14 protein-coding genes are annotated in these 16,278 nt (G+C 30.6%); 9 read left to right on the top strand and 5 right to left on the bottom strand.

Going from position 1 to position 16,278, the window contains the following annotated elements; genetic code table 11:
* Window positions 1-17: 17 nt before the first annotated feature.
* The 3 genes from rlmB to IPH62_03360 form a co-directional block, all read right to left on the bottom strand.
* Window positions 18-746, bottom strand: a complete 729-nt coding sequence (gene rlmB / locus IPH62_03370; GenBank protein ID MBK7104303.1) for a 23S rRNA (guanosine(2251)-2'-O)-methyltransferase RlmB — start codon at window positions 744-746, stop codon at window positions 18-20.
* Window positions 747-874: 128 nt separating this feature from the next.
* Window positions 875-2,134 carry a histidine--tRNA ligase gene (locus IPH62_03365; GenBank protein MBK7104302.1) on the bottom strand — a complete coding sequence of 420 codons (1,260 nt, stop codon included), beginning with the start codon at window positions 2,132-2,134 and terminating at the stop codon, window positions 875-877.
* 20 nt (window positions 2,135-2,154) lie between these two features.
* Complete coding sequence (locus IPH62_03360; GenBank protein MBK7104301.1) at window positions 2,155-2,619, bottom strand: PTS sugar transporter subunit IIA; 465 nt, start codon at window positions 2,617-2,619, stop codon at window positions 2,155-2,157.
* Window positions 2,620-2,792: 173 nt separating this feature from the next.
* On the opposite strand from IPH62_03360, the gene IPH62_03355 reads away from it, so the two are divergent.
* The 3 genes from IPH62_03355 (at window position 2,793) to IPH62_03345 (ending at window position 6,030) form a co-directional block, all read left to right on the top strand.
* On the top strand, window positions 2,793-4,493 hold the full coding sequence (locus IPH62_03355; GenBank protein MBK7104300.1) for a short-chain dehydrogenase: 1,701 nt from the start codon (window positions 2,793-2,795) through the stop codon (window positions 4,491-4,493).
* 128 nt (window positions 4,494-4,621) lie between these two features.
* Window positions 4,622-5,560, top strand: coding sequence for an aspartate/glutamate racemase family protein (locus IPH62_03350; GenBank protein MBK7104299.1), 939 nt, complete (start codon window positions 4,622-4,624; stop codon window positions 5,558-5,560).
* A gap of 8 nt (window positions 5,561-5,568) precedes the next feature.
* Window positions 5,569-6,030 (top strand): DUF1905 domain-containing protein, encoded by a 462-nt coding sequence (locus IPH62_03345; protein MBK7104298.1) that lies wholly within the window; start codon window positions 5,569-5,571, stop codon window positions 6,028-6,030.
* 314 nt (window positions 6,031-6,344) lie between these two features.
* On the opposite strand, the gene IPH62_03340 is transcribed toward IPH62_03345, so the two are convergent.
* Complete coding sequence (locus tag IPH62_03340; protein MBK7104297.1) at window positions 6,345-7,037, bottom strand: TIGR00730 family Rossman fold protein; 693 nt, start codon at window positions 7,035-7,037, stop codon at window positions 6,345-6,347.
* Window positions 7,038-7,097: 60 nt separating this feature from the next.
* Window positions 7,098-8,207, bottom strand: coding sequence for an o-succinylbenzoate synthase (gene menC / locus IPH62_03335; protein ID MBK7104296.1), 1,110 nt, complete (start codon window positions 8,205-8,207; stop codon window positions 7,098-7,100).
* Between the two features lie 185 nt (window positions 8,208-8,392).
* On the opposite strand from menC, the gene IPH62_03330 reads away from it, so the two are divergent.
* From IPH62_03330 to IPH62_03305, 6 genes are read left to right on the top strand one after another with little or no spacing between them, the layout of a single operon-like run.
* On the top strand, window positions 8,393-9,484 hold the full coding sequence (locus IPH62_03330; protein MBK7104295.1) for a M20/M25/M40 family metallo-hydrolase: 1,092 nt from the start codon (window positions 8,393-8,395) through the stop codon (window positions 9,482-9,484).
* A gap of 5 nt (window positions 9,485-9,489) precedes the next feature.
* Entirely contained in the window at window positions 9,490-10,344 is an 855-nt protein-coding gene (locus IPH62_03325) for a cyanophycinase (protein MBK7104294.1), read from the top strand.
* A complete protein-coding gene (gene yfcC / locus IPH62_03320; protein ID MBK7104293.1) occupies window positions 10,341-11,750 on the top strand; it encodes a putative basic amino acid antiporter YfcC in 1,410 nt (469 codons plus the stop codon). The genes IPH62_03325 and yfcC overlap by 4 nt, the downstream gene beginning before the upstream one ends.
* Before the next feature lie 42 nt (window positions 11,751-11,792).
* Entirely contained in the window at window positions 11,793-12,917 is a 1,125-nt protein-coding gene (locus tag IPH62_03315) for a T9SS type A sorting domain-containing protein (protein ID MBK7104292.1), read from the top strand.
* A 19-nt stretch (window positions 12,918-12,936) separates the two neighbouring features.
* Entirely contained in the window at window positions 12,937-13,806 is an 870-nt protein-coding gene (locus IPH62_03310) for a MurR/RpiR family transcriptional regulator (GenBank protein MBK7104291.1), read from the top strand.
* On the top strand, window positions 13,803-16,262 hold the full coding sequence (locus tag IPH62_03305) for a TonB-dependent receptor (protein MBK7104290.1): 2,460 nt from the start codon (window positions 13,803-13,805) through the stop codon (window positions 16,260-16,262). Before IPH62_03310 ends, IPH62_03305 begins: the two co-directional genes overlap by 4 nt.
* The last annotated feature ends 16 nt before the right edge of the window (window positions 16,263-16,278 follow it).

Here is a 16,278-nt window from a genome sequence, read left to right as displayed (position 1 = left end):
TAATTTTAGAAAAAGGTTTAATTATTTCTCGATCGTAAAATTTCGAAAAGTAAAACACCGGTTGCAACAGAAACATTAAGACTTTGAATTTTTCCTTGCATTGGAATTTCAGCAAGAAAATCACACTTCTCAGAAATTAAATGTCGGATTCCTTTTTCTTCATTTCCAATAATTAACGCGATTGGCTGTTTATAATCTATTGAAGTATAATTTTGAGAATTGCCAAGTTTTGATCCAACAATCCAATATCCATTTTGTTTAAGAATTTCAATTGTGTTTACTAGATTATTTACCCGCGCAATTTTTATATGATTTGTTGCACCGGCAGAAGTTTTTTCAACAGTATTGTTTACCGAAACGCTATTTTTAATTGTGGTGATAATTCCGTTTACACCGGCACATTCTGCTGTTCTAATTATTGCTCCCAAATTATGCGGATCTTGAATTGAATCCAAAAGCAGTAATAACGGAAATTTAGAATTTTCAGCATCGATTAATATTTCATCAATTTCAGAATAACTGAAATCACTTTTTATGGCGATAATTCCTTGAGTGTTTTTATCTTCCGCAATTTGCTCAAATTTTTGCGGTGAAAGCTGAGTAACTTTTACGTTGGATTTATTTGCGAGATTTTTAATTTGATCAACAATAGAGCCGTTTAAGCCATACTGGATATAGATTTGATCAATTTCAGCATTTGAATTTAAAGCTTCAAGAACCGGTTTTCTTCCAAATATTTTTTGCATTATGATTATTAATTTTTTAGGTCTTGTCATTCCCACGAACTTGCCTGCGGCAGGCAGGAGTGGGAATCCATGGTTCGACTTTGTAGATTCCCGATTGAAACATTCGGGAATGACTGAAAATAAAATATTTATTTACTAAGAATTATTTCAACCTTTTCTAATTCGGTTAAATTTAATAAACTCTGCTCGCCGCTTTGCATATTTTTTAATTGCACTTCACCTTTTGAATATTCATCGCCGCCGAGAAATAAAACATATTTTGAATTCAATTTATTTGCTTCGCGCATTTGTGCTTTTACACTTCTTGATAAATAATCAAATTCAACATTTAAATTATTTTTTCTTAACTCACTTGCGATTTCAAAAATTTTCGTCTCAAGTTCGTTATTCAATCTGAGAATGTAAATATCAATATTTTCATTATCCGGTTGAAATGAATTTTCAGATTTGCATGCGAGTAAAATTCTTTCAATTCCAGCTGCAAATCCAACTGCCGGAGTTGAATCACCGCCAAGTTGTTCAATCAATAAATTGTATCTTCCGCCGCCGCACAAAGCACTTTGTGAACCTACGCTTGAACTAAGAATTTCAAAAGTTGTGTGAGTGTAATAATCCAAACCGCGAACCAATTTATGATTTTCTTTAAATGGAATTTTAGCAATTGTTAAAAATTCTTTTACTTTATTAAAATGTGATAAACTCTCTTCGCCAAGAAAATCAATAAGTTTGGGTGAACCAATTAATAATTTTTGATCTTGATCATTTTTGCTGTCTAAAATTCTAAGAACATTTGTATCAAATCTATTTTTACTGTCTTCGGATAATTCATTTTTTTTATTTGCAATAAATTCTTTCAAAGCTTCGGCAAATTTATTTCTTTCTTCCGGAACGCCAAGAGAATTCAAATTTACTTCAATATTTTTCAATCCTAATTTTTCTAAAATATTAAATGCAACTTGAATTACTTCAGCATCCAATGCGGGATTGTGGCTTCCCAAAGCTTCAATTCCAAATTGATGAAATTGTCTTAATCTTCCGGCTTGCGGTCGTTCTTGACGAAACATCGGAGAAATATAAAATAATTTATTCAATCCGGTTTGTTTTCCCAAAGAATGTTCAATAAACGCGCGAACAACCGATGCAGTCATTTCCGGTTTTAGTGTTAAATTATTTTCACTTCTATCAAAAAACGAATACATTTCTTTACTAACAATATCTGTGCTGTCTCCAATTCCTCTTGCAAAAAGTTCGGTTAATTCAAAAATTGGAGTTCTGATTTCTTTGTAATTAAAATGCTTCATCTGATTTAACACAATACTGGTAAGGTGATTCCAATATTGTATTTCATCTGGAAGAATATCTTTAGTTCCGGCAATTGCTTTAATCATAATTTAAGAAAAGGAAATTATTATGAAATGTTTTTTTCTTCATCTTCAAAGATATTGTAAATCTCTGAAACTGAATTGGCAGAAAGTAATTTTTCTCTGAAATCTTTTTTGTTCATCAGCAAAGAAATTCTACTTAAAAGTTTAATATGAGGAGCAACTAAATTATCTTTTCCGATTAATAAAAAAATTAAATTTACCGGAGAACCGTCTAACGATTCAAAATCGATTGGAGATTTTGTTTTACCAAACGCCGCTAAAATTTCTGTAACTTTATTTGTTTTGCAATGTGGAATTCCAAATCCATGACCAATACCGGTGGACATAATTTTTTCTCTTTCGTGAACGCTTTCTTTAACTTCTTTTATATCAAGAATTCTTTCATCTTTTTTAAATAAATCAATCAGCTCATTAATTACTTCTTCTTTTGTTGTTCCCTTTAGTTCGGGAATTATATTTTCTGGTGCTAAAACTTCGCAAATTCTCATTTAATTCAACTTATATTATTTTAAAAATTGTGAATACAAATTTAACAAAGGAACTCTGTATTTACAATCGAAACAATTTTTATAATTTATACAACATTGATAAAATGCTTGCAATGGTATTTTCATTAAGCTAAGTTTTATTATTAGAAAATTTAAAAGTTTTTGAGGAAATTATGGATATTGAAAACAAAACAGTTTTAGTTTTAGGCGGCTGGGGATTGGTTGGAAACGCCGTTACAAGAAAATTAGTTTCGGAAAAACCCGCAAAAATTATTGTTACTTCTTTAAGAAAGGAAGAAGCGGAATCTCACGTTGTTCAGTTAAAAAATGAATTCCCAAATTTACCGGAAGATTATTTTATTCCTTGGTGGGGAAATATTTTTGTAAGGAATGATTTTAAAGATACTGATCGATTTGAAATTTTAAATGATCCGGTAAGAAGAAAAGTTTTAATGAAAGATATTATGGAAGAATTAACAGATGAAATTTTGCACCAATCTTCTATTTATCAACTTCTTACGCTTCATAAACCGGATATAATAATTGATAGTATAAATTCCGCAACGGGAATTGCATATCAAGATTTATATACAACTTATCACAGAATAAGTACAACAATTCAAAATAACCCAACTACAGAAGCAATAATTGAAGAAACCGAAAAATTGTTGTGCACGCAATATGTTCCTCAATTAATTAGACATATACAAATTTTATATAATTCGATGAATAAAGTTCAGACAAAAATTTATGTTAAAATTGGTACAAGCGGAACCGGCGGAATGGGACTTAATATTCCATATACACACAGTGAAGAAAAACCGTCTCGTGTATTATTAAGTAAATCTTCAGTTGCCGGAGCCCATACATTGCTTTTATTTTTAATGGGAAGGACTCCCGGTGGAGCAATTACAAAAGAAATTAAACCAACCGGAGCAATTGCTTGGAAAAGAATTGCTTTTGATGAAATTAAAAAAAGAGGAAAATCGATTGAATTAGTTGATGCTTCATTGGAAAATGTAATTAATCTTGAAAATGAATTGAAATTAAATTTGGATAAACCATTTAAATTAACCGGCGAAAAATTAAAATCGGTTTTTATAGATACCGGCGAAAACGGAACTTTTTCTCGCGGGGAATTTGAAGCTATTTCTGCTCAAGGACAAATGGAATATGTTACTCCCGAAGAAATTGCTGAAGATGCAATTTTTGAAATTAAAGGAGGAAATACCGGACACGATATAATTAATGCACTTGATAATGCAACTTTAGAACCAACTTATAGAGCAGGTTATTTGCAGCATGCAGCAGTTGAAAAATTGCAAGAACTTGAGGAAATTCATAATGTAAATAGTGTAGCATTTGAGTTATTGGGTCCGCCTAGATTATCTAAATTATTACACGAGTTGAATTTGATAAGATTAGTTTCTGGGAAAATGATTGAAATTCTAAATTTTTCTCCAAATTATTTATCGGAAAAAATCTTAGAACTTATCAAATCAAATGAAAAATTAAGAAGTGAAATAATTTCTATTGGAATTCCAATTTTATTACCGGATGGAAAATCTCTTTTACGCGGAAATGAGATGAAAATTCCACCTTTCCGAGGAGAAAATAATCTAAAAATTACGAATGAAAATATCGAACTTTGGTCTAATGATGGCTGGGTTGATTTAAGAATTGAAAATATGGAAGTTTGGCAGAATAGAATAAAGGGAATTATGGATGAAGCATCTTCAATTCCGTTTGATGACACAAGTTCAATGCACGTAAGAAATAAGAGATATTGGAACAATTTTGAACAAATTAATATTGGAAAAGTCGTAAGCTGGATTTTCATTCATGAAGAAAAAGGTAAGCGAATGAAGTCTTAAAAAAGATATGAGATTCAAGATTTGAGCAAAAAAAACAAATATTTGCTGTCACAGACCATTCTGTGACAGAATTATTAAAAATTACCGTCATTCATAAACTTATTGAAAATAAATACTTAATTAAAATTATGCAGAATATCCAACATGTATTTGAAAAAAAGCATATCAGAATAATTATAACTGATTCCGGATTGGGCGGACTTTCTGTACACGCATTAATTGACAAAAAGTTGAGAATTATTAATGATAAACAAATTGAGTTAATTTATTTCAATTCATTTGCCGGTGGAAATTTCGGATACAATAGCTTAAAAAACGTAAACGACAAACTTTTGATTTTTGATTCTGCTCTAAAGGGAATGATGAAGCTAAATCCCGATATTATTTTAATTGCTTGTAACACACTTTCAGTTTTGTTTAATCAAACAAAAATGTTTAAGGAAATTGAAATTCCAGTTATTGGAATTGTTGATAATGGAATCGAAATGATTTTAGACAAAATAAATACCGTATCCGATTATAATATTGTAATTGTTGGAACAGAAACCACAATAAATTCAAATCAACATAAAACAAAGTTGGTTAATTCTGGAATTGATGAAAATAAAATTGTAAGCCAAGCTTGTGAAAATTTAGAGAGTGAAATTCAAATTAATCCAAATAGCAATATTGTGGAAAAGCTAATTAGAGAATATTTATTCAAAGCAGTTCAAAAGATACGAAATCCTAAATTGCAAACTTTATTATTATTGGGTTGTACTCATTATGGATATAGTAAAGAAATTTTTGAAAAAGTTTTAACTGAATTTTGTGGAAATAATTTTGAAGTTTTAAATCCAAATGAAAAAATGGCAGAAATATTTAACGAATTAAAATCCGATATTGGAATTACGGAAAATATCATAAAAAACAGAATTCTCTCACGTGTTAAAATTCGTGAAGAGCAAATAGAAAATCTTAGAAATCTTTTAAAATTGGATTCAATTTATCTTGTAAAAACTTTGGAAAATGCAGAATTTATTCCGAATTTATTTACATTTGATGAAAATTCGATAAATCAAAATTAATTTTATTTATGAAAAAGTATAAATTTAGTGCAGAAATAATGGCAAAGGGAAATGGAGCATTTGTTTATTTTCCTTATGACGTTAAAAAAGAATTTGGGACCAAAGGTCAAGTTAAAGTAAAAGTTAAATTCAATGGTTTTGAATATCGCGGATCTTTAACTCCAATGGGAATGGAATTCCATTTGTTTGGAATTAGAAAAGAGATTCGAGATACAATTAAAAAAGAAATTGGAGATTTTATAGAAGTTACGGTTGAGCAAGATTTAGAACCAAGAATTGTTGAAGTACCAAAAGATTTTCAAGTAGCGTTAAATAAAAATAATTTGGCAAAGGAAATTTTTGAAAAATTTGCCTATACTCACTGGAAAGAATATGTTCGCTGGATTGAAGAAGCTAAAAAAGAAGAAACAAGAAATAAGCGAATTACAAAAGCTATAGAAATGATTTCTGCCGGCAAGAAATTTTCTTGATAGTATTTTAGTTAAAGAATTTTAATTTAGAGTAAGAATAAGATTAAGAATAAGTTTAAGAACTAAAAAGAATTGGAATAAAATTACACTAGGAAAATTTTTTGCAAATTACTTTTCTTAATCTTACTCTTAAACATAATCTTAATCTTTTTTATAAAGATGTGATCTCATGTACGGAAAATAGTATAAGAGATCCCATCTTTATCAAACTTTAAAAATTAGTAATAGTTTAAGATTATGAGTATGAATCAAATAAAATGAAAAAGTACTTTTCAATTTTAAATCTTACCCTTAATCATAATCTACTTTTTTTCCTAAAAATTAGTTGTTAACTTTTTTCCTTTATGGAAATTATAAATTATTTGAGCTGCTTCTTTGGGATCATCTGTAACTGAAAATAAATTTAAATCTTCTTTATTTATATAACCGGCTTTTAGCTGAAATTCTTTCACCCAATCAATTAACCCACCCCAAAATTCTTTCCCCATAAAAACAATTGGGAATCGTGTTGTTTTTCCGGTTTGAATAAGTGTTAAAACTTCGAATCCTTCATCAACGGTCCCAAATCCGCCGGGCATTAAAACATAACCTTGAGCATATTTGAAAAACATCGTTTTGCGAATAAAGAAATAACGGAAATTTAAAAGTTTATCTTGATCAATATAAGGATTTGCCGATTGTTCAAAGGGCAATTCAATATTTATTCCGGTTGAACTTCCACCGGCTTCTTTTGCTCCTTTGTTTCCGGCTTCCATAATTCCCGGACCGCCGCCAGTAATTATACCAAATCCTTTTTTAACAATTTCCTTTGCAACATTTTCCGCTAATTTATAAAATTTGTCTTCAGGTTTTGTTCGCGCTGAACCAAAAATTATTACACTTGGTTTTATTTTTCCCATTGTTTCAAAACCTTCGACAAACTCCGACATTATTCTGAAAACTCGCCATAAATCTTCTTGAGAATTTTGCAATTGCTGTTCAATCTGTGAATGATTATTGTTTTCCATAGTAAACCAAAATTTTGTGAATGAATATTTTTTTTTGTATTGTTAATTGATTATCGAAATTTACTTTGAAAATACTTCCTTTCTAACAGAAACTTTTTCTAACATTGTTTGATTTACCTCAACTCCAATTCCAGGTTTTGTAGGAACATTCATTGTTCCGTTTTTATTAACCAAAAATTCAGGTTCAACAATATCTTGTTTGTAATATCTTTTACTTGCTGAAATATCTCCAGGCAAAGTAAAATTTGGTAATGATGCTAAAGCAACATTTCCGGCTCTGCCAATTCCGGATTCCAACATTCCGCCATGCCAAACGGGAATATTTTTTTCCATACAATAATCGTGAATTAATTTTGATTCTGTAAATCCGCCAACTCTTCCGGGTTTTATATTAATTATTTTACAACTGTTTAATTCAATTGCGGCTTTTGTATCTGCAAGCGAATGAATACTTTCATCAAGACAAATAGGAGTTTTTAATTCACTTTGCAATTTTGAATGTTCATAAATATCATCATAAGCCAAAGGCTGTTCAATCAATAGCAAATTGTATCGATCCATTTCTTTAAATAAATCTAAATGCTCTAAACCATAAGCGGAATTTGCATCAACTTGAAAAAGTATATTTGGAAATTCTTTTCTTATGGCTTTTACATATTGTATATCTTCGCCGGGAGCAATTTTAATTTTTATTCGCTGATAACCTTCTTCCAAATAACTTTTAACTTTTTTTATTAATTCAATTTCGCTTTTTTGAATTCCAATGCTAACACCGACATCAATTTTTTCTCTTGTTCCGCCTAACATTTTTGATAAAGAAATATTTTTCGATTTTGCAAATAAATCCCATAACGCAGCTTCCAGTCCGGCTTTGGCCATTCTGTGTCCGCGCACTTTTTCCCAAAATAAAATTGCTTGATCAACACTTTCCAAATTTTTATTTAATATTTCCGGAATTAAAAATTCTTTTAAAATATGCCAAGCTGTAGTAACAGTTTCATAAGAATAAAAAGGAGTTCCTTCGGCAACACTTTCGCCGAATCCGGAAATTCCTTCCGAATTAACTTTTACAATTATATGCTCTTCATCATATTCAGTTCCCATTGAAGTTGTAAATGGAGAAACTAATTCCATTTTGATATGATATAGTTCAATGTTTTCGATCAACATAATTCCACTCCCAAAAAATGATTATGGAAAACTATAAATCTTAACTGAATTTTTATCTATCGAAATAAAATTTTTATTCGAAAAATTTAAATGGCGATAAAAAATATTCTTGACATACAAATTATTTTTTTGTAATCTGTAATATCCATTACACAACAAATATTAAATGAAAAAGTAATTACACTATGAATTCATTCAGACTAATAGAACTGTTTTTAGAACTTGCAAGTATAGATGGCGTTTCAGGCAATGAGAAAGGCGTTGCGAACTATATTAAGAATTTTTTAATCAATCTTGGCTATTCGGTTGAAGAAGATTCAGCATCAGAATTTACAAAAAGTAACACTAACAATTTAATTTGCAAAATTGGTGATGGCGGCAATTTTATTATGCTTTCTCATATGGATACTGCAAGACCAACAAAAAATTTAAGACCAATTATTTTGGAAGATAAAATAGTATCTTCTGGTGATACTGTTTTGGGCGTTGATAACAGAGCTGGAATTGCTGTTTTATTATTTACTTTAGAAAAAATCTCTAAAGAAAAAATTTCTACAAAAAATTTTACAGTTGGATTTACAACTTGTGAAGAAACAACTTTATTCGGATCAAAATATTTGGGAATTGATGAAAAAATTAATCATGCATTTATTTTTGATTCGGGTTATCGCCCGGGAAATTTTATTTATTCATCTTGCGGGGAATTAGGATTCAGAATTAAAATTTTTGGAAAAGCTTCTCATTCCGGAATTGCACCGGAAATGGGAATAAACTCTTTACTTATTGCGGCAAATGCAATTAGTAAACTTCCGCTTGGAAGAATTGATGAAGACAGTACAATGAATATTGGCTTACTGAAAAGCGGATCTGCTGTTAATGTAATTCCGGAATTAACAGAATTAGAAGGTGAAATTAGATCATTCGATATAGAAAAAGTTCAAAAACAATTTGATAAAGTTTTAGAAATATTTAGAAATGAAGCTGAAAAATTTAACGCTAAAATTGAATATGAATCTTTCTGGGATTTTAAACCTTTTACAATTTTTGAAAATTCGCATGTTTATCAAGAAACAAAACGTGCAATTGAAAAAGTAAATTTATCTGCTGTTCCCAAAATTTCTCTTGGCGGCAGCGATGCAAATTCTTTGAATGAAAGAGGAATTGAATCAATTAACTTGGGCATTGGTGCACAAAATCCACATTCAAATGATGAGTTTATTTTTATAGAAGATTTTGTTAAAACTGCAGAAATTGCACTTGAATTAATTAAAAAATAAATACTATGAAAAAACTTTTTTACATTTTGTTAAGTATTGTACTAATCAGTACAAATCAAATTTATTCGAAATCTAAAGGTCATCTTGTAATAATTGGCGGTGTGCAGACTAATGAAATTATAGCAAAGTTTGTAGAGCTTGCCGGCGGAAGCGACGCGAAAATTATTGTAATTCCCAATGCCGGATCTGAACCGGTTTTAAATAGTGAAATTCAAGTAAAGGAATTACAAGATCTTGGAGCTTCTGCTGAATATTTACTTTTCACAAAAGAGACTGCTGACGACGAAGCAAATCTAAAAAAAATGGATTGGGCAAATTCTGTATTTTTCTTAGGCGGTGATCAAAGTGATTTAGCAAGAGATATGCTTGGGACAAAACTTTTAGACAAAGTTTTTGAAATTCATAACAATGGCGGGACTATCGGCGGAACCAGTGCCGGTGCTGCAATAATGAGCGAAGTTATGATTACCGGAAATGAATTAATTAGAAATGATACAACCGGAATTTTCCTTACGATTGAAAAAGGAAACGTTGAAACTATTAGAGGGTTTGGATTTCTAAAAACAGTAATAATTGATCAGCATTTTCTAAAACGAAAAAGACATAATAGAACTATTGCATCATTAATTGAACATCCAACTTTAACTGGCGTTGCTATTGATGAATCGACATCAATAATTGTTAATCCGGATAGCACTTTTGAAGTTTTTGGAGAAAACCAAGTTTTAGTTTATGATCCTACAAATTCAGAAAATATCCGTGAAGATAAAAAAGGAAATCTCGGCATTTCAAATATGAAACTTCACGTTTTAATAAGTGGGGATAAATTTGACCTTAATACAAATAAAGTTATAAAATGAGTGTAGTAAAAAAGAAATATAAATTTAAAGTTCCGAATACTTATCTTCTTATATTTCTCATTCTTGTATTCATTGCAGTTCTTACTTGGATAATTCCCGGCGGACAATATGAAAGAATTGTAAAGGACGGACGTGAAGTAGTTGTCCAAAATTCTTTTAAATTTATTGATAATAATCCTCAAGGATTTTTTGCTGTATTTATTGCTCCATTAAAAGGATTTGTTGAGGCTGCTTTAATTATTGGTTTTATTCTAATTGTTGGCGGAGCTTTTAATGTTCTTGCCAAAACCGATGCTATAAATTCGTTTATAAATAAATTAGTTGCGGCGCACAATAAATCGCAATTATTGCGAACTTTTTTTATTCCTTTACTTTTGCTAATGTTCTCTTTAGGCGGAGCAACATTTGGAATGAATGAAGAAATAATTCCATTTGTACTAATTTTAGTTCCGGTTGCAATTGCATTGGGATATGATTCAATAGTTGGAGTTGCAATTCCGCTTGTTGGTGCACACATTGGTTTTGCAAGCGCATTCTTAAATCCGTTTAATGTTGGTATTGCACAAGGAATTGCAGATGTTCCATTGTTTTCCGGAATTGGCTACAGAGTTATAAGCTGGGCAATTTCAACAACTGTTGCAATACTTTTTTTATTGTATTACGTAAAACGACTTTCCAAAAATCCTTCGATTAGTCCGATGTACAATGAAGATTTAGCAAGAAAGCAAAATGAAAATTTTAATCAAAATAATAGCAATTCTGTATTTTCAAAAAAACATAAATTAGTTTTGTTAACATTTCTTTTATCACTTGTAATGCTTGTAATTGGAGTAATTCAGTTTGGCTGGTATATTGAAGAAATTGCCGGAATGTTTTTTATTATGGGAATTTTTGTTGGAATTATCGGAGGATTATCTGGAGATACAATAATTAAAAGTTTTGTTGAAGGAGCAAAAGATTTGGTTGGCACAGCTCTAATTGTAGCATTGGCGAGAGCTACTTTGGTAATTTCAAGAGACGGACAAATTATTGATACTGTACTTTTTGAATTGTCGCCATATATTCAATCATCGTCACCAATTTTTGCATCGCAGAAAATGTTTTTTGTTCAGGCAATTATAAATTTCTTTGTACATTCCGGAAGCGGACAAGCAGCTTTAACCATGCCGATTATGGCTACGCTTGCTGATTTAGCCGGAGTATCAAGACAAACTGCAATTCTTGCATTTCAATTTGGTGAATATACAAATATTATTATTCCAACTTCTGCAGTTACTATGGGCGCTCTCTCAATGGCAAAGGTTCCTTGGGAGAAATGGGCAAAGTGGGTTTTACCGCTTCAAATAATTTTAATGTTATTGGGATTTCTTTTATTAATTCCGCCCAATTTAATTGGGTGGCAATAATTTTGTTAATTAATTATTTCTAATCAATAAAAAGAGGGTCACATGAAAAAGGCGATACTTTTATTTACCTTTTTTCTTTTAAATATCATAAGCTTTAATCCAAAGACAAATGCTCAAGTTGATTTGTACATTGGTAAATTAAATGTTTATGTAACTGAATATGGCAGAATAGCAATTTATACAATGCCGGATACAATTCGTCAAATTTATAGAGTCACAACTTTAGTTGGAACTGGAGAAGATGCGGTTTTCGATTATGATAATGATGTTGAAATTGAAGAAGATACACAATTACTTACAAATCCAACTTTTGGCGATTTTGAAATTTATGGAAGTTTCAATAATGATTACTCCGGATTACCCCCAAGTATATTTCAAAAACAAAATGTTTATTGCTGGCAAGATCAAAACTATATAATAGCAAAATACACACTCATTAGTAGAGAGACAAATGCAATTGATGCAATAGTTGGGCTTGATATTATTACAGAAGTTGAAGGAACATATGCCGGCGGAGATACAGTTAAGTATGATAGCGATTCCAAAATTCTTACAGTAAAGAAAACAGAAGCGGTTGGATTCAAATCGCTGAATAATGATTTTAAATCTTTAAAATCTTTTGTTTGGTATGAAGATTATCAAGTTGATTCATCTTATAACAATTGGTTAAATTATAATTCTTATGATAGTCCATTCGTAATTAATGCAACTGATCCGATTGTTGATGCTCCGGTTTTAATTCCAGCTTACAATTCAAGAACTATTTCTTCCGGTGATTCGGTAGTTATTTATCTTGCAATTGCGTATGGAGAAACAGAAGAAGCAATGTTGGCAAGTTTGGCCCAAGCTCAAGAAAAATATGATATGTTGACCGATGTAAAATCTGATATAAAAAATATTCCGTCATCATATTCGTTAAATCAAAATTATCCTAATCCATTTAATCCATCAACAACAATTTCTTTTGGATTGCCGGAGAAATCAGAAGTTACTCTAAAAATTTATAATATGCTTGGTGAAGAAGTTGCCCAAATTTTGAATCAAACTTTAGATGCTGGAAATCATTCAGTTAATTTTGATGCAAGTATGCTTTCATCTGGAATGTACGTTTATAGTTTGCAGACAAATAAACAATTTTTAACTAAGAAAATGTCATTGATAAAATAAATATTTGTTGTGGTTTTAGATGGATCGATACAAACAAATAAAAGAAAAAATTCAGCATAGTTATAAAGAATTACCTAAGAATCATAAGAACATTGCGGATTATGTAATTAATAACTTTGATAAAATTCCTTTTCTAAATGTTCAAGATTTATCTAAAAGTACAGATGCAAGTGTTGCTTCTATTGTTAGATTTGCACAACGAATTGGGTTTAAAGGTTTTAGTGAATTAAGAGATGAAATAGCTTTATCACTTCAGAAAGAATTGCAAAACAAAGAAATCTTTCCTCTATTTGAAAAACACCGAATAGAGGAAGATTTACTTACTGAAGTTGCAAGTATGGATATAAAAAATATTAATGATACTTTAAATTTAATTGAACGAAAAAATTTTAATTATACAATTGAACGAATTTTAAATGCTAAAATTGTAAACACTGCCGGATTAGGGATTTCATATTTGTTGGCGGAGATACTGGCATATCAGCTTAATCAAATTGGAGTTAATTCATCAGTTCTAAAACACACTCATACATTATTTCATGAGCAGATATTGTTTATGGACTCAAAAGATTTGCTTATTGTATTTTCTTTTCCACCATACTCAAAGGAAACAATTGAAGTTGCACAATTTGCTCATGAAAAAAAAATTGATGTAATTTCAATTACGAATGAAGCAGCTTCTCCGGTTACATTTTTTTCAAAATCAAGTTTGATTGTGAACAGCGAAAATATGTTATTCACAAATTCATTTGCTGCAATTTCAGTTTTGATTAATGCTATTGCAACTGCGTGTGCTATTAAGGATAAATCGCGCGCAAAGAAAATTCTTAAAGAATCTGAAGCAATAATGGTTTCACAAAATCTAACAATTTTTAAGAGTTCAAAATGAAAAAATTATTTTTTCTGCTTTTGCTTTTACCATTTATTCTTTTTGGCGGTGTTACCGGAAAAATTTCCGGATCAATAAAAGATGCTCAAACAGGCGAACCATTAATTGGTGCAAATATTTTAATTGAAGGAATGAATATTGGCGCAGCTACAAACATTGATGGTGAATTCGTAATTTTAAATATTCCCCCCAAAAAATATAATGTTAAAATAAGTTTCATCGGCTACGAAACAACAATAATAAAAGATGTTTCAATAGTTGTAGATCAAACAACACAACTTAATATTGAATTAAATCCTCAATCAATTCAAGTGCAGGACATTGTTGTTACTGCAAAAACTCCATTGATACAGAAAGATGTTACAAGCAGTATCTCAGTTGTAACTCGTGAGGAAATTGAATCTTTACCGGTTCAAACATTTACTGAATTGCTTTCTCTTCAAGCCGGCGTTGTTGGAAGCGGTTCTAACCTTCATATAAGAGGCGGAAGATCAAACGAAGTTGCTTATATGATTGACGGAACTTTGGTTGTTGATCCTTTGCTTGGCGGACTTGCAACTCAAATTAATAATGATGCAATTCAAGAAATGAGTTTATTAAGCGGAACATTCAATGCGGAATATGGAAATGCTTTAAGCGGTGTTGTGAATATAGTTACACGTGATGGAGCAGATAAATATTCCGGTAAATTAGAAGCTAGAACAAGTGAATTCGGAATTGAAAGATATTCTGATTTACATGAAAATAGAATTAACGGAAGTTTAAGCGGACCAATATTTTCGCCGGAATTTAATTTTTTCATAACGGGAGAAATTGATAAAAGAGGAAGTTATCTTCCGTTCGGTTTTGATGATAATAAATCCTTCTTTGCAAAAATTTCTACAACTGCAATTTCCAATATTAAAATTTCATTAACAAATAGAGGAAGTTTAGGTAAAAATCAAAATTACAGTCATTCTTATAAATATGTGCCGGATCAATATCTTGTAACAAATTCGGATAGCTGGCAAAGTACATTGGCTCTAACTCATACTATTGCAAATAATTTTTTCTATGATGTAAAATTTTCATATTTCAATCAAGGTTATTATTCCGGTGTTGGAAAAGATACTTCAGAATATTTAGGCACAAGTGATTTCCAATATTTTGAAGATTATGGCGATGGTTTTGAATTTTATAGTTTGGCAAATCCATTGGAATTGGTAGATGCTAGAACAGCAACTGCTGATTTTAAAACTGATGCGGTTTGGCAGATAGGTTCAGTTAATGAAGTAAAATTAGGATTAGCATTTAAAAAACATTGGGTAAAATTGTATGAAATTTATGATCCCAAAAGAAATTTTCCTTACATAGATAATTATTATGTCAAACCGTTTGAAGGCGCAGCTTATATTCAAGATAAAATTGAACTTCCATATTTAGTTATAAATTTGGGTTTACGATTTGATTATATCAATGCCAATGCAGAGTTTAGAGATGATGCATTAAAACCTAATTCTGTAGTAAAAGTAAAATCACGTTCACAATTTTCTCCAAGGTTTGGAATTGCTCATCCGATTTCCGATAAAACAAAATTACATTTTTCATACGGACATTTTTTCCAAAATCCGGATTTCCAATATTTATTTGAAAACAAACAATATGATTTAAATGTACGTGAACCACTTTTTGGTCAGCCAGATTTAGATGCACAAAGAACAATCTCATACGAAGTAGGGATTGCTCATCAATTCACAGATAGAATTGCGCTAAATTTAACTTCATATTACAGAGATATAACCGGATTGATTGGGACGAGATATTATTTTCCATTTGTTGATGGAAGATATACCGGATATACACTTTACGTTAATGAAGATTATGCAAACGTAAAAGGTTTTGAATTAACATTAGACATTCGTCCGGATAAATATTTCTCCGGAGGATTGACTTATACATATTCAGTTGCAAAAGGAAGTGCATCTTCTGAAACCGAACAATATCCGGGAACGGAAGAATCAACTCAGCTATACTTTTTAGATTTCGATAGACCGCATGTTTTCAATGCAAGCCTAACTTACATTATTCCGGAGGATGAAGGTCTAAATTTATTTGGTGCAAATATTTTTGAGAATATGGATTTTAGTTTAATCTTCAAAGCTAGCTCCGGAGCTCCATATACACCGGGAGGAAGAGACGTTGGGTTTGTTGAAAAAAATTCTCTACGTCAACCGGGTGTTTATAATTTAGATTTAATGTTCGGCAAAGAATTTAATATTTATGATGACATTTCATTAAGAGTTTTTGCAGAAATATTAAATTTAACAGACCATAGAAATATTCTATACGTTTATTCAGATACCGGCGATCCCGAAATTACACTTCAAGGTGACTACTCAATTGAGTATATGAAAGATCCATCGAATTTTGGTCCGCCAAGATCAGTGAGATTAGGATTTACTTTTAGATTTAATTAAAATCTTCAATAGGAAA

The organism is Ignavibacteriota bacterium (genome assembly GCA_016708125.1).
Taxonomy (GTDB): Bacteria; Bacteroidota; Ignavibacteria; order Ignavibacteriales; family Melioribacteraceae.
This window is presented reverse-complemented; position numbering and strand designations above follow the sequence as displayed.